The organism is Micrococcus sp. KBS0714, assembly GCF_002008305.4.
Lineage (GTDB): Bacteria > Actinomycetota > Actinomycetes > Actinomycetales > Micrococcaceae > Micrococcus > Micrococcus luteus.
In genome coordinates, this window is sequence record NZ_CP042169.1 from 453,169 (window position 1) to 472,135 (window position 18,967).

General features: G+C 72.6%; 16 protein-coding genes. 11 read left to right on the forward strand and 5 right to left on the reverse strand.

From position 1 onward, the window contains the following. Positions 1–7: 7 nt before the first annotated feature. Genes B1A86_RS02045 through B1A86_RS02060 form a run of 4 tightly spaced genes read left to right on the forward strand, consistent with a single transcriptional unit; the run spans position 8 to position 4,507 of the window. On the forward strand, positions 8–1,312 hold the full coding sequence (locus tag B1A86_RS02045; protein WP_063188962.1) for an extracellular solute-binding protein: 1,305 nt from the start codon (positions 8–10) through the stop codon (positions 1,310–1,312). Beyond that, on the forward strand, positions 1,309–2,280 hold the full coding sequence (locus tag B1A86_RS02050) for a carbohydrate ABC transporter permease (protein WP_041102962.1): 972 nt from the start codon (positions 1,309–1,311) through the stop codon (positions 2,278–2,280). The genes B1A86_RS02045 and B1A86_RS02050 overlap by 4 nt, the downstream gene beginning before the upstream one ends. Continuing rightward, entirely contained in the window at positions 2,277–3,179 is a 903-nt protein-coding gene (locus tag B1A86_RS02055; RefSeq protein ID WP_078025786.1) for a carbohydrate ABC transporter permease, read from the forward strand. Before B1A86_RS02050 ends, B1A86_RS02055 begins: the two co-directional genes overlap by 4 nt. Before the next feature lie 35 nt (positions 3,180–3,214). After that, entirely contained in the window at positions 3,215–4,507 is a 1,293-nt protein-coding gene (locus tag B1A86_RS02060) for an ABC transporter ATP-binding protein (protein WP_078025785.1), read from the forward strand. A 27-nt stretch (positions 4,508–4,534) separates the two neighbouring features. On the opposite strand, the gene B1A86_RS02065 is transcribed toward B1A86_RS02060, so the two are convergent. Genes B1A86_RS02065 through purU form a run of 3 tightly spaced genes read right to left on the reverse strand, consistent with a single transcriptional unit; the run spans position 4,535 to position 7,046 of the window. Next, on the reverse strand, positions 4,535–5,539 hold the full coding sequence (locus tag B1A86_RS02065) for a D-isomer specific 2-hydroxyacid dehydrogenase family protein (RefSeq protein ID WP_078025784.1): 1,005 nt from the start codon (positions 5,537–5,539) through the stop codon (positions 4,535–4,537). Between the two features lie 24 nt (positions 5,540–5,563). Continuing rightward, positions 5,564–6,085 carry a gamma carbonic anhydrase family protein gene (locus tag B1A86_RS02070; protein ID WP_036314590.1) on the reverse strand — a complete coding sequence of 174 codons (522 nt, stop codon included), beginning with the start codon at positions 6,083–6,085 and terminating at the stop codon, positions 5,564–5,566. A gap of 55 nt (positions 6,086–6,140) precedes the next feature. Then, positions 6,141–7,046 (reverse strand): formyltetrahydrofolate deformylase, encoded by a 906-nt coding sequence (purU, locus tag B1A86_RS02075; RefSeq protein WP_078025783.1) that lies wholly within the window; start codon positions 7,044–7,046, stop codon positions 6,141–6,143. A gap of 178 nt (positions 7,047–7,224) precedes the next feature. On the opposite strand from purU, the gene B1A86_RS02080 reads away from it, so the two are divergent. Then, positions 7,225–8,814 (forward strand): hypothetical protein, encoded by a 1,590-nt coding sequence (locus B1A86_RS02080; protein ID WP_078025782.1) that lies wholly within the window; start codon positions 7,225–7,227, stop codon positions 8,812–8,814. Positions 8,815–8,919: 105 nt separating this feature from the next. Here B1A86_RS02080 and B1A86_RS02085 read toward each other — a convergent pair whose 3' ends face one another. Next, on the reverse strand, positions 8,920–10,434 hold the full coding sequence (locus B1A86_RS02085; protein WP_036338207.1) for a catalase: 1,515 nt from the start codon (positions 10,432–10,434) through the stop codon (positions 8,920–8,922). A gap of 227 nt (positions 10,435–10,661) precedes the next feature. On the opposite strand from B1A86_RS02085, the gene glyA reads away from it, so the two are divergent. The 4 genes from glyA to B1A86_RS11890 all read left to right on the forward strand — a co-directional run bounded on the left by glyA (position 10,662) and on the right by B1A86_RS11890 (position 15,838). Beyond that, complete coding sequence (glyA, locus tag B1A86_RS02090; protein ID WP_010079361.1) at positions 10,662–11,942, forward strand: serine hydroxymethyltransferase; 1,281 nt, start codon at positions 10,662–10,664, stop codon at positions 11,940–11,942. 7 nt (positions 11,943–11,949) lie between these two features. Beyond that, positions 11,950–12,861, forward strand: coding sequence for a bifunctional methylenetetrahydrofolate dehydrogenase/methenyltetrahydrofolate cyclohydrolase (locus tag B1A86_RS02095; RefSeq protein ID WP_078025781.1), 912 nt, complete (start codon positions 11,950–11,952; stop codon positions 12,859–12,861). Between the two features lie 97 nt (positions 12,862–12,958). After that, positions 12,959–13,945 carry an ABC transporter ATP-binding protein gene (locus B1A86_RS02100; RefSeq protein ID WP_010079358.1) on the forward strand — a complete coding sequence of 329 codons (987 nt, stop codon included), beginning with the start codon at positions 12,959–12,961 and terminating at the stop codon, positions 13,943–13,945. A 3-nt stretch (positions 13,946–13,948) separates the two neighbouring features. After that, a complete protein-coding gene (locus B1A86_RS11890; RefSeq protein WP_145930910.1) occupies positions 13,949–15,838 on the forward strand; it encodes an ABC transporter permease in 1,890 nt (629 codons plus the stop codon). Between the two features lie 16 nt (positions 15,839–15,854). Here the strand turns inward: B1A86_RS11890 and B1A86_RS02110 are convergent, their stop codons facing one another. After that, positions 15,855–17,357 carry an MFS transporter gene (locus B1A86_RS02110; RefSeq protein ID WP_078025780.1) on the reverse strand — a complete coding sequence of 501 codons (1,503 nt, stop codon included), beginning with the start codon at positions 17,355–17,357 and terminating at the stop codon, positions 15,855–15,857. Between the two features lie 102 nt (positions 17,358–17,459). Between B1A86_RS02110 and B1A86_RS02115 the strand changes: the two genes are divergently transcribed. Continuing rightward, complete coding sequence (locus B1A86_RS02115; protein ID WP_036314572.1) at positions 17,460–18,023, forward strand: hypothetical protein; 564 nt, start codon at positions 17,460–17,462, stop codon at positions 18,021–18,023. Continuing rightward, entirely contained in the window at positions 18,023–18,949 is a 927-nt protein-coding gene (locus B1A86_RS02120) for an exodeoxyribonuclease III (protein ID WP_002856592.1), read from the forward strand. The genes B1A86_RS02115 and B1A86_RS02120 overlap by 1 nt, the downstream gene beginning before the upstream one ends. Positions 18,950–18,967 lie beyond the last annotated feature (18 nt).

The window sequence follows — 18,967 nt, forward strand, 5'->3', positions numbered from 1 at the left end:
TCCACTTGTGAGACACGACACGCGGGCACGTCAACGACGCCGGGCCACGCTGGCCGGCGCCGTCGCTGCGGGCGCGCTCATCCTGGCCGGGTGTGCCCCGGCCGAGCAGACGCCCACCCTGACCTGGTACACCAACCCCGACGACGGCGGGCAGGCGAAGATCGCCGCCCAGTGCACCGACGCCGCGAACGGCCGGTACAGAGTCGAGACGTCCATGCTTCCGACGGACGCCGCCTCCCAGCGCGAGCAGCTGACCCGCCGCCTCGCCGCGGGCGACACGTCGATGGACATCATGTCCCTCGACCCGCCGTTCGTCCCCGAGCTCGCCGAGCCCGGCTTCCTGGCCCCCGTGCCGGAGGAGATGCAGGCGTACGCGAAGGACAACGCCCTGGAGGGCGCGCTCGCGGCCGCCAGCTGGAAGGACGAGCTCGTCACGGTCCCGTTCTGGGCCAACACGCAGCTGCTCTGGTACCGCAAGTCGGTCGCCGAGGCCGCGGGGCTGGACATGTCCCAGCCCGTCACGTGGGACCAGCTGATCGAGGCCGCCCGCAGCCAGGACAAGGACCTGGCCGTCCAGGGCGCCCGTGCGGAGTCCATGACCGTGTGGCTCAACGCGCTCATCGAGGGCGGCGGGGAGCAGATCGTCCCCAACGCCGAGGCGCCCACGGACGAGGTCACCACGAACCTCGACTCCGAGGCCGGCCGCACGGCCGCCCGGATCATCTCCACGATCGGCAAGGAGGGTCTCGGCAGCGCCGGCCTGCCGACGCAGGACGAGAACGCCTCCATGCTGCTCTTCCAGGGCAAGAACGGCTCGTTCATGGTCAACTGGCCGTTCGTCTGGCCGGCCACCCTCGGCTCCGTGGAGGAGGGCTCGCTGCCGGAGGACCTGCCCGAGGACATCGGCTGGGCCGTCTACCCCCGCACCGTCGAGGGCGAGGACGCCGCGCCGCCCGTGGGCGGCATCAACCTGGGGGTGGGCGCGAAGTCCGAGCACCAGGACCTCGCCTGGGACGCGATCTCCTGCATCACCACCACCGAGCACCAGAGCCAGTACTTCGTCGAGAACGGCAACCCGCCCGCCGACCCGGCGGCCTACGACGCCCCCGAGGTCGCCGAGAAGTACCCCATGGCGGACACCATCCGGGAGTCCCTCGAACTCGGCGCCCCGCGGCCGCAGACCCCGTACTACAACGAGGTCTCCACCGCGATCCAGCAGCGCTACGCGCCGCCGTCGGGCGTCTCCGAGTCCACCCCGGCCGAGACCGACGACTTCATCCAGGAAGTCCTGAGAGGGGAGCGTCTGCTGTGAGCCACGTCGACACCGCACCCGCCGCATCCACCCCGCGCGCCGCCGAGGGTCGTCGCCCCCGCCGGGTGAAGTCCCAGCGCGCGAAGTCCGAGGCGCGTCTCGGCTGGCTCCTGGCCGGCCCCGCGTTCTTCGTGATGCTGTTCGTGGTCCTGTACCCGATCCTGCAGGCCCTCTACGACTCGCTGTTCAAGTACCGGCTCACCGCGCCGGGCGACCGCGAGTTCGTGGGCCTGGGCAACTACGGCGTGATCCTTACGGACCCCGTGTTCTGGAAGGGCCTCGGGGTGACCCTGCTGATCACCGTGGTGACCGTGGTGGTCGAGCTCATCCTCGGCTTCCTGCTGGCCCTGGCCATGCACCACGCCATCAAGCAGACCCGCGGCCTGATCCGCACGATCATCCTGGTGCCGTACGGCATCATCACCGTGGTCTCCGCGTTCGCGTGGTTCTACATGTTCTCGATCGACTCGGGCTACATCAACGCCTGGTTCGAGTGGCTGCCGGGCGTCGACGCGGACCTGAACTGGTTCGCGCAGGGCAGCACCGCGCTGTTCGTGATCATGCTCTCCGAGATCTGGAAGACCACCCCGTTCATCTCCCTGCTCCTGCTGGCCGGCCTGGCCCAGGTGCCGGGCGACCTCACCGAGGCCGCCTCCGTCGACGGCGCCTCCTGGTGGCAGCGGATGAAGCTGGTCATCCTGCCGAACATGAAGGCCTCGATCATGGTGGCCGTCCTGTTCCGCGCGATGGACGCGTTCCGCATCTTCGACTCCATCTACATCATGACCAACGGCGCCTACGGCACCGAGGTCCTCTCGCTGCTGGCCTACCGCACGTCCATCGGCCGGCTCGAGATCGGCATGGGTTCGGCGGTCTCCGTGATCCTGTTCCTGTGCGTGGCCCTCATGGCGGTCATCGCCGTCAAGGGCTTCAAGGTGGACCTGGCCGACCGAGGAGGTTCCAAGTGAGCACCGCCGCATCCGCTCCCGCCCCCGAGGGCCGCGCGCCTGAGGGCCGCGCGCCCCACCGTCGCGGCACCGGGAAGGCCACCGCACTGTGGTGGATCCTCACCGTCGTGATCGGCGTGTGGTGCCTCTTCCCGCTGTTCTCGATCTTCGCGACCAGCTTCAAGACGCCCGCCGACCTCGCCAACGGCAAGCTGCTGCCCACCCAGTGGTCCACGGTGAACTACGAGGAGATCTTCGTGGGCGGCTCGCGCGAGCTGTTCCTCACGGCGCTGCGCAACTCGATCGGCATCACCGTGATCGCCACGATCATCGCCGTCATCCTGGCCACGCTGTGCGCCTACGCGATCGCCCGCCTGGACTTCCCGGGCAAGCGGCTCGTGCTCACGGTGTCCCTGATGGTCTCGATGTTCCCCGTCATCTCCCTGGTGACGCCGCTGTTCAACATGTGGCGCACCCTCGGGCTGTACGACACGTGGGTCGGCCTGATCATCCCCTACCTGTCCCTGACCCTGCCGATCTCCATCTGGACCCTGGCCGCGTTCTTCCGCCAGATCCCGTGGGAGCTCGACCAGGCCGCGCAGGTGGACGGCGCCACCCCGCTCGAGGCGTTCCGCAAGGTGATCGTCCCGCTGGCCGCCCCCGGCGTCTTCACGACGGCGATCATCGCCTTCTTCATCGCCTGGAACGACTTCGTGTTCGGCATCTCCCTGACCTCCACCGAGACCGCGCGCACCGTGCCCGCCGCCCTGGCCTTCTTCACCGGCGCCTCGCAGTTCGAGTCGCCGACCGGGGCCATCTCGGCGGCCGCGATCATCGTGACCATCCCGATCGTGATCCTGGTGCTGGCGTTCCAGCGTCAGATCGTGGCCGGCCTGACCAACGGCGCGGTGAAGGGCTGAGGCCCGCACACGAGACCTCCTGAAAGGACCCCCCGATGGCCTCCATCACCCTGAACCACATCGACAAGACCTACGACGACGGCTTCCACGCCATCAAGGACGTGAACCTGGAGATCGAGGACGGCGAGTTCGTCATCCTCGTGGGCCCCTCCGGCTCCGGCAAGTCCACGCTGCTGCGCATGATCGTGGGCCTCGAGGACATCACCGACGGCGAGATGCTGATCGACGGCCGCCGCGTGAACGAGGCGGCCCCCAAGGACCGCAACCTCGCGATGGTGTTCCAGAACTACGCGCTGTACCCGCACCTGACGGTGTACGAGAACATCGCCTTCCCGCTGCGGCTGATCAAGGACAACAAGCCCTCCGAGGAGGAGATCGACCGCAAGGTGCGCGACGCCGCCCGCGTGCTCGAGCTCGAGGACCACCTCGAGCGCAAGCCCGGCAACCTCTCCGGCGGCCAGCGTCAGCGTGTGGCCATGGGCCGGGCGATCGTGCGCGAGGCGGACGCGTTCCTCTTCGACGAGCCGCTGTCCAACCTGGACGCCAAGCTGCGCGGGCAGATGCGCGCGGAGATCTCGCAGCTGCAGCGCCGCCTGGCCACGACCTCCGTCTACGTGACGCACGACCAGACCGAGGCCATGACCCTGGGCGACCGGGTGGCCGTGCTCAAGAAGGGCGAGCTGCAGCAGGTGGCCAGCCCGCGCGAGCTCTACGAGCAGCCGCTCAACCTGTTCGTGGCCGGCTTCATCGGCTCGCCGTCGATGAACTTCCTGCCCGCCTCGCTGAAGCAGAAGGAGGGCGGCCACGTGCTGTCCTCGCCGATCGGTGACATCCCGGTGCCGCCCGAGAAGGCCCGCGCCGCCGAGGGGCGGGACATCGTGTTCCTCGGCCTGCGGCCGGAGTTCTTCGAGGACGCCGAGCTGGTGGAGGACAGCCGCCGCGACCGGGGCTCCACCTTCGACGCGACGCTCACGCACCTGGAGTGGCTGGGCCACGAGCAGTACGGCTACATCGAGTTCGATCCGGACCCGGCCGTGGCCGAGATGCTCTCCTCGCTGGCCAAGGACCTGGACGCGGACGAGCTGCGCCCCGTCGTCGTGGCCACCCTCTCCGGCGAGTCCCGCGCCCGGCCGGGCACGCCGACCCGCCTGTGGGTGGACACCACGCGGGTGCACCTGTTCGACCCGACCACCGGTGAGAACCTCACCCGCGACCCGGAGGTCGGCGCCGAGCTGACCCGCCGGGCCGCCGAGGAGCGCCGCCGCCAGATCGAGATGGCGGCCGAGCGCGACGCCGCCGAGCACGAGGCGGACGCGCCGCGCCGCTGAGCCGGCGCCGCGGACGCCGGGGGCGGGTCAGTACCCGCCCTCGGCGTCCACCAGGCCCTCCAGCTCCGTCCCGGCCGCGCGGGCCCGCAGGTTCCGTTCGACCCGCGCGTGAAGCAGCGGAACGCACATCTGCGGGGTGTCCGCCGTGTGCGGCGTGATGAGGGCGCGCTCCTCGGTCCAGAGCGGGTGGCCCTCCGGCAGCGGCTCGGGGTCGGTGACGTCCGTGCCGTAGCCGTGCAGCCGGCCCGCCGCGAGCGCCCGGACGACGGCGTCCGTGTCCACCAGCGTCCCGCGGGCGATGTTCACGAGCACGGCGTCCTCGTTCAGGAGGGCGAGGCGGTCGGCGTCGAACAGGCCGCGGGTCTCGTCCGTGGCGGCCGCGGCGATCATCACGACCTGCGCACCGGGCAGGACCTCGTCGAGGCTGTCGGTCGTGACGGTGCGGTCCGCACCGGGCACGTCGCCCGCGCGTCGTCGGACCGCGGTGACGTGCACGTCCCAGGTCTTCAGCAGGCGGACGTACTCCTGTGCGATCCCGCCGCCGCCCACGACCACGGCGTTCAGGCCGTTCAGGGTGCGGCCGGAGGAGGGGCCCCACGTGGTGGCGCGGACGCGCGCGGGCAGGTCCCGCAGCAGGGCCAGGGTGAGCAGCAGCGCGTGCTCGGCCACCGGCGGCGCGTACGTGCCCTTGGCGGACGTCCACACGATGTCCGGGCGGCTGCGCACGAGGGGGATGAACGGCTCGATCCCGGCGAACGGGAACTGCACCCAGCTCACGTGGGGGTGGGCGGCCAGGGCCGCGGCGAGCGCCTCGACCGGGATCGGGCGGACCATCAGCAGGGCCGTGGCGGAGGCATCGCCCTCGGCCACCACGGTGCCGCCGACGTCGGCCACGGCCTGCTCGGCCAGCCGACGGGCGTGGGCGTAGGGGGTGCCGGCGACGTCCTGCGCCGCGGGGAGGACGAGCAGGCGCTCGGGGACGTCGTCGGGCGTGGTGCGGGGGAGAGCGGAAGAGGTGGGCATGGTGCCCACCGTCCCACATCCTCCGGGCCCGGTTCAGCCGGCGACGGCGTCCCGGTGCGCGGCGGACAGCCGCAGGTAGGTGGCCGCGTTCTTCTTCAGGCCCTCCCGCTCCTCGTCCGTGAGGGGGCGGCGGACCTTCGCGGGCACGCCCGCCACGAGCGAGCCGGCCGGGACCTGCGTCCCCTCGAGCACCAGGGCGCCGGCGGCCACGAGCGAACCGGCGCCGATGACCGCGCCGTTCATCACCGTGGCGGACATGCCGATCAGGCAGTCGTCCTCCACGGTGGCCCCGTGCACCACGGCGGAGTGGCCCACGGAGACACCGGCGCCCAGGGTGCACGGGAAGCCCTCGTCCGCGTGCAGCACCACGTTGTCCTGCAGGTTGGTGCCCGCCCCGACGCGGATGGGGGCGGAGTCACCGCGGGCGGAGACGCCGTAGAAGGCCGAGGAGCGCTCGGCCATCTCGACGTCGCCGGTGATCGCGGCGGTCGGGGCGAGGAAGACGGACTCGTGGATGCGCGGGGTGGCACCCGCGACGGTGATGATGTGGGCCATGCCACCAGCCTAGGCGGGCCGGACGACGGCACCGCGTGGCGCCGTCGTCCCGGGCTCAGCTGAAGACGACGGTCCGCCGGCCGTCCGTGAGGACGCGGTGCTGGGCGTGCCAGCGCACGGCCTGCGCGAGCGTGGAGCCCTCGACGTCGCGGCCGCGGGCCACGAAGTCGGCGGCGGTCTGGGCGTGGGTCACCGGCTGCACGGACTGCGCGATGATCGGGCCCTCGTCCAGGTCGGCGGTCACGTAGTGGGCGGTGGCGCCGATGAGCTTCACGCCGCGTTCGTGCGCCTGGTGGTAGGGGCGGGCGCCCTTGAAGGAGGGCAGGAACGAGTGGTGGATGTTGATGGCCATCCCGGCCAGGTCCCGGCACAGCTCGTCCGAGAGGATCTGCATGTAGCGGGCCAGCACCACCAGCTCGATGTCGAACTGGGCGATCAGGTCGCGCAGCCGGTCCTCCGCGGCCTCTTTGGAGTCCCGGCTCGAGGGGTCCTTGGAGACGGGCACGTGGATGAAGGGCACGCCGTAGAAGGAGGCGAGCGGCTGCAGGTCCAGGTGGTTCGAGACCACCACGGGGATCTCGATCGGCAGGGTGCCGGCGCGCTGCTGGAAGAGCAGGTCGTTGAGGGTGTGCCCGTCCTTGGAGCACATCACGAGGGTGCGCATGCGGTGCGCCGCGTCCCACAGGCCCATGCGCATGCCGAACTCCTCGCGCACCGGCGCGAGCGCCTGCTCGATGTCCTCCCGCACGGCCGGGGTCATGAACTCCACGCGCATGAAGAAGTCGCCGGTGTCCGGGGAGCCGTACTGCTGCGACTCGGTGATGTCCGCCTCCACGCCCAGCAAGGCGCCCGTCACGGCGTGCACGATGCCCTTGCGGTTCGTGCAGGCCAGCGTGAGCACGTGGGCGTGCTCCGCGCCGGAGGCGGGGGAGGGGCTGGGTGAGAGGGCTGCCGTGTCCATGGCGTCGATGGTAGGCGGTGCCGGCCGCGCGGAACCGCGGGATGACGGGGCTGATCCCTGGTCGGGGGGCCGGGCCCCATGTCATTCTCAAGACCAGGTTCCCCGCCGCGCGGCGGCGCGGGAAGCAAGACGCGGCGCCCGGCCCTGCCGGTCGCCCCAGACGACCGAGGAGCACCCCATGCCAGAGTCCACCCTCTACTGGATCATCGCGGCCATCATCGTCGTGCTGCTGATCCTGATCATCCTCTCGGTGATCGCCTCCCGCCGTCGTCGTGAGGCCGAAGCCGAGGCCGCCGAGACCCGGCTCGAGCGCCGCGGCACCACCGCGGACACCGCGGACACCGCGGGTGAGCAGGCGGCCGCCCCCGCGGCCCCGACCCGCCTCTCCCGCCTGGACGAGGTGGCGGCCGAGCAGGACGCGCGCCCCGCGGCCGCGGTGAAGCCCGCCGGGGGTCCGGCTGCGTCCGAGACCGCCGCGGCGGGCCGCGAGACTGACGAGTCCGTGGCCGGCGTGGCCGGCGGTGCGGGGGTGACCGTGGACCAGCAGGACGCCCCGCGCACCGACGCCACCGCTGAGACCTCTCGCCCCACCGCGGCTCCGACCACCCGGGGCACGCTGCGCCCCGCCGCGGCGGCGCCGAGCACGGCGCGCGAAGCGGACACCGTGGGCCTGGGCGCGGCCGGTGTGGCCGGCGGCTCCGGCATCACCCTGGACGAGCAGACGCCCGCGGCGGACGTCGCGGCGGCCCCGGCCTCCCCGTCCCCGGTGACCGAGACCCCCGCCCCGGCGGCACCGGCCGCCGAGGCTCCGCAGCACAGGAGCCACCTCACCCCGGCTCCCGAGCACGTGCACGGGACCGTCCCCGCCGAGGAGGTCGCCGCCGAGCACACCCCCACCAAGGAGTTCGCCACGGACGCCATCCCCGTCGCGCAGGGCGAGCACCTCGAGACGAACACGGTCGCCACCACCGCGCACGGCTCGGTCACGGTCGTGGCCGCCGAGTCGGACCAGACCCAGCAGAACGACGCCGACGGCGCTGAGCGCTCGGCCGCCGGATCCCTGCGCATCGACGGCACGCCCGGCGTGCCCGGTCGCGTGGCCGAGGCGGGCCGCGAGCCGGCGCGCACCGAGGACCACCGCGCGGACGCCGCGCAGCCGGCGGCGGTCGAGCCCGCGGCCGAGCGCCCGTCCCTCGAGGCCGCGGCCGAGCGCCCGTCCCTCGAGGCCACCCCGGCCACCCGACGGGCCGAGGCCCCGGAGACCCACGCCGGCACCACGCCGGCCACGCCCCTGGGCGGCGCCCCGGAGCTGGATCCGACCGCGGCCTCGTCCGGCCGTGCGGAGGACGCCACCCCGGCGACCCGCCGCGAGGCCCGCGCCGCCCAGTCGGCGGCAGCCGCCGGGACGGCTGCGACCGCCGGGACGGCTGGGACCGCCGCGCCGACGTCGTCGACGCCCACGACCGTGGCCCCGGACACCTCCACCTCCTCCGCCCCCACGAATGAGGAGCCCGCCGAGGACGACACCGAGGGCGCCGCCCTCCCGGACCTGCGGGCGGACCGCGACGAGACCCGAGGCTCGGACGCCGAGGGCGAGTCGAAGCTGGCCCAGGCCGGCGCCGTGGCGGCCTCCGCGTTCGAGACCGTGCGTGACAAGGTCGCCATCCCGCTGCGGGACAACGTGGCCGTGCCCGCCAAGGACAAGGCCGTGAAGGTGGTCAAGGACAAGCTGGCCCAGGCGCAGGAGCGCCGCTGGGGCAAGCGCTGACCTGAACAACCGCCCCACGACGACGGCGGCCGCCCCCTCGTGTGAGGGAGCGGCCGCCGTGCGTTCAGCGGAGCTCGCGCGGGCGCCCGCCGGGGGAGGGAGCCGTCAGATGCGGGCCTCGCCGCCGGCCTCGACGCCCGGGATGCCGTCGCCCTCGTGGCGCTTGACCTCGTCCTCGATGCGCTGGCCGATCGCGGTGTCCACGTTCTTCCAGTACTCGAAGGCGCGGGCCTGGACGTCCTGGCGGACGCCCTTCAGCGCGCCGGCCACGGTCTCCACGAAGTCCTCGCGCTCCTGGGCCGAGAAGACCTCCCGGACGAGGGTGCCGGCCTGGCCGAAGTCGTCGTCGTCCGCGCGCAGGGCCTGGGCCTCGCGGGTCAGGGTGCCGTCGGCCTCCCAGCCGTCGTCCACCGGGCCGGTCTCGTCCGACCAGGAGTCGCCGTTGGAGTTCGGCGCGTAGGTGGAGCGGTCGCCGGTGTGGTCGTACCACATCTGGCCGTCGAAGGCGTAGTTGTGCACCGCGTTCTTGGGACGGTTCACCGGCAGCTGGTTCACGTGGGCGCCCACGCGGTACAGCTGTGCGTCGTGGTACGCGAAGGCGCGGCCCAGGAGCATGCGGTCCGGGGAGAGGCCGATGCCCGGCACGGTGTTGCTCGGGCTGAACGCGGCGGACTCGATCTGCGCGAAGTGGTTCTCCGGGTTGCGGTTCAGGGTCAGCGTGCCGACCTTGATGCGCGGGTAGTCCTTCTTGGAGATCGTCTTCGTCAGGTCGAAGGGGTTGAACCGGTAGGTCTTGCCCTCCTCGTAGGGGATCGCCTGGATGTAGAGGTCCCACTTGGGGTGGTCGCCCTTGGCGATGGACTCGAACAGGTCCTGGCGGTGGAAGTCGGCGTTCTCGCCGGCGATCTTGGTGGCCTCGTCGTTCGAGAGGTTGTGCACGCCCTGCTGGGAGATGAAGTGGTACTTCACCCAGTGCTTCTCGCCCTGGGCGTTGACCCACAGGTAGGTGTGGGAGCCGTAGCCGTTCATCTCACGCCAGGTGCGGGGCAGGCCGCGCGGGCCCATCAGGTAGGTCACCTGGTGCGCCGACTCGGGGTTGTTGGTCCAGAAGTCCCACTGCATGGTGGCATCGCGCAGGCCGGAGTCCGGCAGACGCTTCTGCGAGCGGATGAAGTGGGTGAACTTCATCGGGTCGCGCAGGAAGAAGATCGGGGTGTTGTTGCCGACGAGGTCGTAGTTGCCCTCCTCGCTGTAGAAGCGCAGTGCGAAGCCGCGCACGTCGCGCCAGGTGTCCGGGGAGCCGAGCTCGCCGGCCACGGTGGAGAAGCGCAGGAGGGTCTCGGTCTTCGTGCCGGGCTGGAACACGAGGGCCTTGGTGTACTTCGACACGTCCTCGGTCACCTCGAACTCGCCGAAGGCGCCGGAGCCCTTGGCGTGCGGGCGGCGCTCCGGGATGTTCATGCGGTTGAAGTGCTGGTGGGTCTCCAGCAGGTGGGTGTCGTGCAGGACGATGGGCCCCTCGCTGCCCACGGTCAGGGACTGGCGGTCGCTGACGGCCGGGGCGCCGTTCTGGCGGGTGGAACCGGTCGCGTGCGGGGTCGTCTTCTGGTACTCCGTCATGGAACTCTCCTTCGTCGATCGACGTCGGCCGCGCACCGATCGGTGCGGTGGGCGGCGTCATCCCCGATCTTGGCATATTTCTGAATCAGTCAAAAGAACCGGGTGCCGGGGTCGGTCGCCGGGGCCGCGGGCCGCCGTCGCGCAGGCCCGACGACGGCGCCTGGTCACTAGGATGGAGGGCACCGGAGCCTTCCGGCCGCACAGACCCCCGTTCGAAGGGAACCCCCGTGACGCAGACGCCCGACATCAACACCCAGCCCCTCGCCGAGGTGGACCCGGAGATCGCCGCGGCGCTCGCGGACGAGCTCGGCCGCCAGCGGGGCACGCTCGAGATGATCGCCTCGGAGAACTTCGTGCCGCGCGCCATCCTCGAGACGCAGGGCTCGGTGCTGACCAACAAGTACGCGGAGGGCTACCCGGGCCGCCGCTACTACGGCGGCTGCGAGTTCGTGGACGTGGCCGAGAACCTGGCCATCCAGCGCGCCAAGGACCTGTTCGGCGCCGAGCACGCCAACGTCCAGCCGCACGCCGGCGCTCAGGCCAACGTGGCCGTGATGACCTCGCTGCTGGACCACGGGGACACGATGATGGGCCTGTCCCTGGCGCACGGCGGCCACCTGACGCACGGCATGAAGCTGAACTTCTCCGGCAAGAACTACAGCATCGCCGCGTACGAGGTGGAGCCGGACACCCACCGCATCGACATGGACAAGGTGCGCGAGAAGGCCCTCGAGGCCCGGCCGAAGGTGATCGTGGCCGGCTGGTCCGCCTATCCCCGTCAGCTCGACTTCGCCGCCTTCCGCTCGATCGCGGACGAGGTCGGCGCCCGGCTCTGGGTGGACATGGCCCACTTCGCCGGCCTCGTGGCCGCCGGCCTGCACCCGAACCCGGTGCCGCACGCCGACGTCGTCTCCTCCACCGTGCACAAGACCCTCGCCGGCCCCCGTTCGGGCTTCATCCTCTCCACCGAGGAGCTGAAGAAGAAGATCGACTCCGCCGTGTTCCCGGGCCAGCAGGGCGGCCCGCTGATGCACGCGATCGCGGGCAAGGCCGTGGCCTTCAAGATCGCCGGCTCCGCGGACTTCAAGGAGAAGCAGGAGCGCACCCTGGCCGGCGCGCAGATCCTGGCCGAGCGCCTGACCGCCCCGGACATGGCCGAGCACGGCATCTCGGTGCTCACCGGCGGCACGGACGTGCACCTCGTCCTGGTGGACCTGCGCGAGTCCCAGCTGGACGGCAGGCAGGGCGAGGACATCCTGCACGAGGTCGGCATCACCGTGAACCGCAACTCGGTGCCGTGGGACCCGCGTCCGCCGATGACCACCTCCGGCCTGCGCATCGGCACCCCCGCGCTGGCCTCCCGCGGCTTCGGCGAGGCCGAGTTCCGCGAGGTGTCCGACGTCATCGCCGAGGCGCTGAAGCCGAGCCCGGACGTGGAGGCGCTGCGCGCCCGCGTCGTGAAGCTCACCGAGGACTTCCCGCTGTACGACGGCCTCGAGGGCTGGTGAGCCGGCGATGACCGCGAAGGTCCTGGACGGCAAGGCCACCGCCGCCGCGATCAAGGAGGAGCTGCGCGGCCGCGTGGCCGCCCTCGCCGAGCGCGGGCACACCCCCGGCCTCGGCACCCTGCTCGTGGGTGAGGACGCCGGCTCGCAGAAGTATGTGGCGGGCAAGCACCGCGACTGCGCCGAGGTGGGCATCGAGTCCATCCAGCGTGAGCTGCCCGCGGACGCGACGGAGGAGCAGATCCTCGACGTCGTGCGCGAGCTGAACGAGGACCCGGCCTGCACGGGCTACATCGTCCAGCTGCCGCTGCCGAAGCACGTGGACACCCAGAAGGTGCTCGAGGCCATCGACCCGGACAAGGACGCGGACGGCCTGCACCCCATGAACCTGGGGCGGCTCGTGGCCTCGGTCGGCGGCGAGCTGGACTCGCCGCTGCCGTGCACCCCAGCCGGCTGCGTCGAGCTGCTGCGCCACCACGGTGTGGAGCTGGCCGGCAAGCACGTGCTCGTGATCGGCCGCGGCGTGACCATCGGCCGGCCCGCCGGCCTCGTGCTCACCCGCCGCGAGGTCAACGCCACCGTGACCCTGGCCCACACCGGCACCACGAACCTCGACGAGCTGCTGGCGAGCGCCGACGTCGTGATCGCCGCCGCCGGCTCCGCCCACATGGTGACGCCGGAACAGGTCAAGGAGGGCGTGATCGTCCTGGACGTGGGCGTCTCCCGCGTGACCGGGGAGGACGGGACGTCGCGCGTCCTGGGCGACGTGGACCCGGCCGTGAAGGAGAAGGCGGCCTGGATGGCGCCGAACCCGGGCGGCGTCGGGCCGATGACCCGCGTCATGCTGCTGGCGAACGTCGTCGAGGCCGCCGAGCGCGCCGCCGACGGCGAGGACTGGGCGGGGGAGCGGGCCGGAGCCTGACCTCTCCCCGCCCCGCGACGAACCCTGCGAATCGCAGGGTTCGTCGCCGAGGGGGCGGCGCGCGTCCGGGCGGGTGGTGCGCCTATGCTGTCGCCTTGTGAGTCACACCACTCTGCACGCGTCCCCCGGCGACGCCTCCGTCATCCGTGCCCGTGGGCTGCGCAAGCAGTACGGCGAGTTCCACGCCGTGAAGGGCATCGACCTGGACGTGCGCCCCGGGGAGTGCTTCGGCCTGCTCGGCCCCAACGGCGCGGGCAAGTCCACCACCATGCGCATGCTCGCGGGCACCTCGCAGCGCACCGCGGGCGAGCTGACCATCCTGGGCATCGACCCGGAGGAGGACGGGCCGGCCGTCCGTGCGCGCCTGGGCGTGGTGCCGCAGCAGGACAACCTGGACGAGGAGCTCACCGCCCGGGAGAACATCCTGATCTACGGCCGCTACTTCGGCCTGCCCTACTCGTACCTGCGGCCCAAGGCCGAGGAGCTGCTGGCCTTCGCCCAGCTCACCGAGAAGGCGGACGCCAAGGTCACCGACCTCTCCGGCGGCATGAAGCGCCGGCTGGTGATCGCCCGCGCCCTGGTCAACGAGCCGGCCCTCTTCCTCCTCGACGAGCCCACCACGGGCCTGGACCCGCAGGCCCGCCACATCCTGTGGGACCGCCTCTACCGGCTCAAGGAACGCGGCACCACGCTGCTGCTGACCACGCATCACATGGACGAGGCGGAGCAGCTGTGCGACCGGCTCGTCGTGGTCGACGGCGGCGAGATCATGGCCGCCGGCACCCCCGCCGAGCTCATCCGCGAGCACGCCTCCCGCGAGGTCCTCGAGGCGCGCTTCGGCGCGGACCGCAACGAGGCCGCGGCCCGCACCGTCCAGGCCCACGCAGGTGACGGCGTCGTGCACCGCGTCGAGGTCCTCCCGGACCGCGTCCTCGTCTACGCCCGACGCGCGGACGACCTGCACGACGTCGTGCAGCGCCTCGTCGACGAGGGCGCCCTGCCCGCCCCCGTCACCACGCTGACCCGCCGCGCGAGCCTCGAGGACGTGTTCCTCATCCTCACCGGCCGCACCCTGGTGGACTGACCCGTGCCGTCCCCCACCACGACGACGGCCCCCGGCCCCGCCTCGCCCGCCGGGCCGCTGCGCCCGCCGCACACCGCCGCCGAGTCCGCGGAGCGCGTGAAGCGCCGCGGCGCCCTGTACTTCGCCGAGCACCAGCTGCGGAACATGCGCCGCTACGGCGCGGTGCTGATCGTCGGCGCCCTCGGCGAGCCCGTGCTCTACCTGCTGGCCATGGGCCTGGGCCTGGCCCAGCTCATGGGCGGCGGGATGCCGCAGGACGCCCTGGGCGGGGTCTCCTACGTCGCGTTCATCGCCCCGGCGCTGCTGGCCTCGGGCGCGTTGATGACCGCGTCCGTCGAGTTCTCCTACCCGGTGATGGGCGGGTTCCAGTGGCACCGCACGTACTACGCGGCGCAGGCCACTCCGCTGTCTCCGGCGCAGATCGCCCTGGGCCATCTCGCGGCCGTGAGCCTGCGGTTCGTGTTCCAGGCTGCCGTGTTCCTGCTGGTGATGCTGGCGTTCGGGGTCGTCTCGAGCCCGTGGGCATGGGTGCAGGTCCTCACCGCCACGCTCGGCGGGCTCGCCGTCGGCGCGCCGATCATGGCGTTCGCCGCCTCCCTGAAGGAGGACAAGGGCCAGTTCGCCACCCTGCAGCGGCTCGTGGTCATGCCCCTGTTCCTGTTCTCCGCCACCTTCTACCCGCTGGACGTACTGCCCGTGTGGCTGCGCTGGATCGGCTGGCTCTCCCCGCAGTGGCATGCCGCCCAGCTCGGCCGCATGCTCTCCTACGGGATGGCCGAGCCGGCCTGGCTCACCGTGGCGCATGTGGCGTTCCTGCTGGCCCTCGCGCTCGGCGGGGCCCGGCTCGCGGTGCGGATCTACACGCGCCGCCTCGGCTGGGTCCGCGGCACCCCGGACCGCGACGCCGGCACGGCCGCCCGTCGGGACCGTGCCCCGCGCCTGGGCCGCCGTGCCCCGCGCCTGGGCCGCCGTGCCGCGCGCACCGGGGCCGCCCGCGCCGACGTCGCACCCGCCGCCGCGCAGGCGGACCCGGCCGCGCCGTCGTCGTCGGTGGTGCGGGAACACGCCGTCGCCGTGCCGCCCCTGCCCGAGATCCCCGTGCGCCGCGGGCCGCTGGCCGGCGCGTACTCGGGCAACGTGCGCGCGGTGATGGAGCGGGCGTTCCTGTCCCTGAAGTCCAACAACTGGGTGGTGTTCTTCTCCGGGTTCTTCGAGCCCGTGCTCTACCTGGCCTCCCTGGGACTGGGTCTCGGTGCGCTGGTCGGCGACGTGGCCGGCCCGGATGGCACCCCCGTCCCGTACGGCATGTACCTCGCCCCCGCACTGCTGGCGGTCTCGGCGATGAACGGCGCCATCTACGACTCCACGTGGAACGTGTTCTTCAAGCTGCGCTACGCGAAGACGTACCAGACCATGCTCTCCACGCGGCTGGGCCCGCTGGACGTGGCGCTCGGGGAGATCGCGATGGCGCTGCTGCGCGGGCTGATCTACGCGGTCGGCTTCCTGATCGTCATGACCGTGGCCGGGCTCGTCACCTCGTGGACGGCGCTGCTCATGATCCCCGGCGCCCTGCTCGTGGCGCTGGGCTTCGCCTCCCTCGGCATGGCGGTGACGAGCTGGATGAAGACGTTCCAGCACATGGACTGGGTCCAGATCGTGCTGATGCCCATGTTCCTGTTCTCGGCCACGTTCTTCCCGCTCGCGGTCTACCCGGAGCCGATCCAGTGGGTGATCCGCGTGTTCCCGCTGTGGCACGCCGTGGAGATGATGCGCGCCCTCGCGGTGGGCGTGCTGAGCTGGGCGACCGCCGGCCACGTCCTCTACTTCGTGGTGATGGCCGGCGTCGGGGTGTGGCTCGCCGCCCGCCGGCTCGGCGCGCTGTTCCTGCGCTGAGGCCCCCGCGGGCCGGTCAGGCCGCGCGCGCGGCGCGGCGCCGCCGGACCACGTCCAGGGCCGCGACCGCGGCGGTGAGCGCCCAGCACACGGCCACCATGCCCATGGCGGTCGAGGCCGCGTGCGCGTACGCCGCGGCCGACGGCGGACCGGCGCTCTCGCCGGCGGCGCCGGCCAGGGCCGCGAAGAACGCGCCCGTCACCACGGACAGGCCCAGGGCGGTGCCGAGGCGCTGCGCCGTCTGGGCGACGCCGCCGGCCGCCCCCGCCTCGTGGCCGGCGACGTCGTCCATCATCAGCACCTGCGTGCTGGTGAGCAGCAGGGCCTGCGAGGCCGACTGCACGATCAGCCCCACCCCCACGATCCACGGCGACCACGCGCCGGCCGCGCTGCGCTCGAACGCGAGCGCGAGCACCCCCAGCGACACGAGGCCCACCAGAGCGCCGAGCAGCACGAGCACGGGCCCCCGCCGCTGCACCATCGAACCCACCCACGGGGACAGGGAGGCCACGACGACGGCGCCGGGCAGACCCACGAGGCCGGCCTCGAGCGGCGTGAACCCCATGCCGCGCTGCAGGAAGATCGCCACGATCGCGAACACCGCCGGCATGGTGGCCAGGTAGATGGTGGACTCGAGCGCGCCGATCGTGAAGGACGGCCGCCGGAACAGGGCCGGGTCCACCATGGGCTGCACGCCGGTGGCCGACGCCCGGGCCTTCACGCGCTTCTCCCACAGCCACCACGCCGTCACGAGCGCGGCGGCGAGGACCAGCAGCCAGGCGGTGCCCGGGACGATGAACGGCACCATGAGGCTCACCCCGCCGGCGCCGAGCAGCAGGGCGCCCACCGGGTCGAGCGCGGCGATCCCGCGCGGTCCGGGGGCGGGGGGCAGGCCGTGCACGCGGGTGGGCGGCGGCAGCCAGAGGGCGCCCATCGCGACGGCGGCCAGGCCCACGGGCACGTTCATGAGGAACGTGGAGCGCCAGCCCCACTCGGGGCCGAACGCGCCGAGGAACAGCCCGCCGAGCAGGGGCCCCACGGCCACGCCGAGGCCCACCACGGTGCCGAAGAGCCCGTAGGCCCGCCCGCGGGCGCGGCCGTGGAAGTTCGACTGGATGAACCCGATGACCTGGGGGTTGAACACGCCCGCGCCCAGGCCCGTGAGCAGGCGCCCGGCATTGAGCAGCAGAGTGTCCCCGGCCAGGCCGGAGAGCAGGGAGCCGAGCATGTACAGCGTGATGCCCGCCAGGAACAGGTTCTTGCGCCCCCACAGGTCGCCGGCGCGGCCCGCGGCCACGAGCACGGTGCCGAACGTCAGCGTGTACCCCGCCAGCACCCACTGCAGATCCGCGCTCGTGGCGTCCAGGCCCGACTCGATGGCCGGCAGCGCCACGTTCACCACGGACACGCTCATCAGCGCGAGGAAGAGCGGCATGAGCAGTGCGGTGAGGATGCGGCGCTGGTCAGGGGTGAAGGCCCCGGACGCGGGGTCGGCGGGGTGCGGGGGGCGGGGGGTCATCGCCTCAGGATAGGCACCGACGCGGGCCGCCCGATTCGGACCCCACCCCACGATGCGGGATGATGGAGGGCAGACCCCACGAGCCCCTCCGGAGGAGCACCCATGTCCCAGTCCCTGACCCCCGGTCCCGACGGCGCGCGCCGCGGCCCCCGCGCCGGCCTGCGCGTGGGATCGCTCGGCTTCGTCGCGATGATCGTCATCCTGATCGTGGCGATCATCTTCGCCGCGAACCAGAACGACGTGATCGGGTGGCTCGTGGTCGCCGTCGCCGCCGGCTGGCTCGTGTTCGCGGTGGTCGTGTACCTGCAGATGCGCCGCGGCGTCCGGGCCGCGGGCCGCAAGGTGGACACCGCCATGCAGAACGCCCGCGCCGACGTCGCCGCCCTGCGCGGCCGCGAGGCCGACGCCGCCGCCCCCGCGGTGGCCCCGCCGGCGCCGGCCGCGGACCCCCTGCGGGACACCAAGCTGGACCACTCGTTCAAGATCGCCCAGGTGCAGGTGCGCGTGGTGCGCGAGCAGCTCGCCGCGGGCGCGGGCATGGACCGCGAGATGGTGGACCGCGCCCTGGAGACCATCGACATCACGGCCTCCAACGCCCGCGACATGATCAAGGAGTCCCGGGCCGGCGGCGCCGAGGGCCCGGTGAGCGGGACGGTGATCGGCTGATGACGGCGCTGCCCGAGAAGGACCCCGTCACCGGGAAGTACCCCGAGCCCGCCGAGGGCGAGCCCGTGGTGCACGCCAACGCCGGGGCGCCCAAGGCCGACGGCGCCGTGCGCGTGGCCACCGTGAACGTCAACGGCATCCGCGCCTCGCACCGCAAGGGCATGCGCGAGTGGTTCGCCGGCCGCGGCGTGGACGTGCTCACCCTCCAGGAGGTGCGCGCCCCCGCGGACGTCACGGCGCAGCTGGTCCGCGAGATCGTGGGCGAGGACTGGGACGAGGTGCACCTGGCGGACGCCGTGGCCGCCGCCAAGGGGCGGGCCGGCGTCGCGATCGCCTCGCGGTTCCCGCTCGGCGAGGTCCGCACCGGCATCGCCGACGCCGACGGATACTTCGACGACGCCGGCCGCTGGATCGAGGCCGACCTGCGCCTGCCGGACGGCTCGCCGCTGACCGTGGTCTCCGCGTACGTGCACTCGGGCGAGGTCGACACCCCGAAGCAGGTGGACAAGTACCGGTTCCTCGACGAGATGGTCCGCCGCCTCTCCGAGCTGGCTGCGGGGGAGGGGCACGCCCTCGTCACGGGCGACCTCAACGTGGGCCACACCGAGCTGGACATCAAGAACTGGAAGGGCAACGTGAAGAAGGCCGGCTTCCTGCCCGAGGAGCGCGCCTACTTCGACCGGTTCTTCGGCGAGCTCGGCTTCACGGACGTGCACCGCGCCCTCGCCGGGCCGGTGCCGGGCCCGTACACGTGGTGGTCCATGCGCGGCAAGGCCTTCGACAACGACGCCGGGTGGCGCATCGACTACCACATGGCGACCGCGGGCCTGGCCGAGCGGGCGACGACCGCCGTCGTGGACCGCGCCCCCAGCTGGGGCACCCGCTTCTCCGACCACGCCCCGCTCGTGGTCGACTACCAGTTCTGACCGTGCAGGAGAGACCCG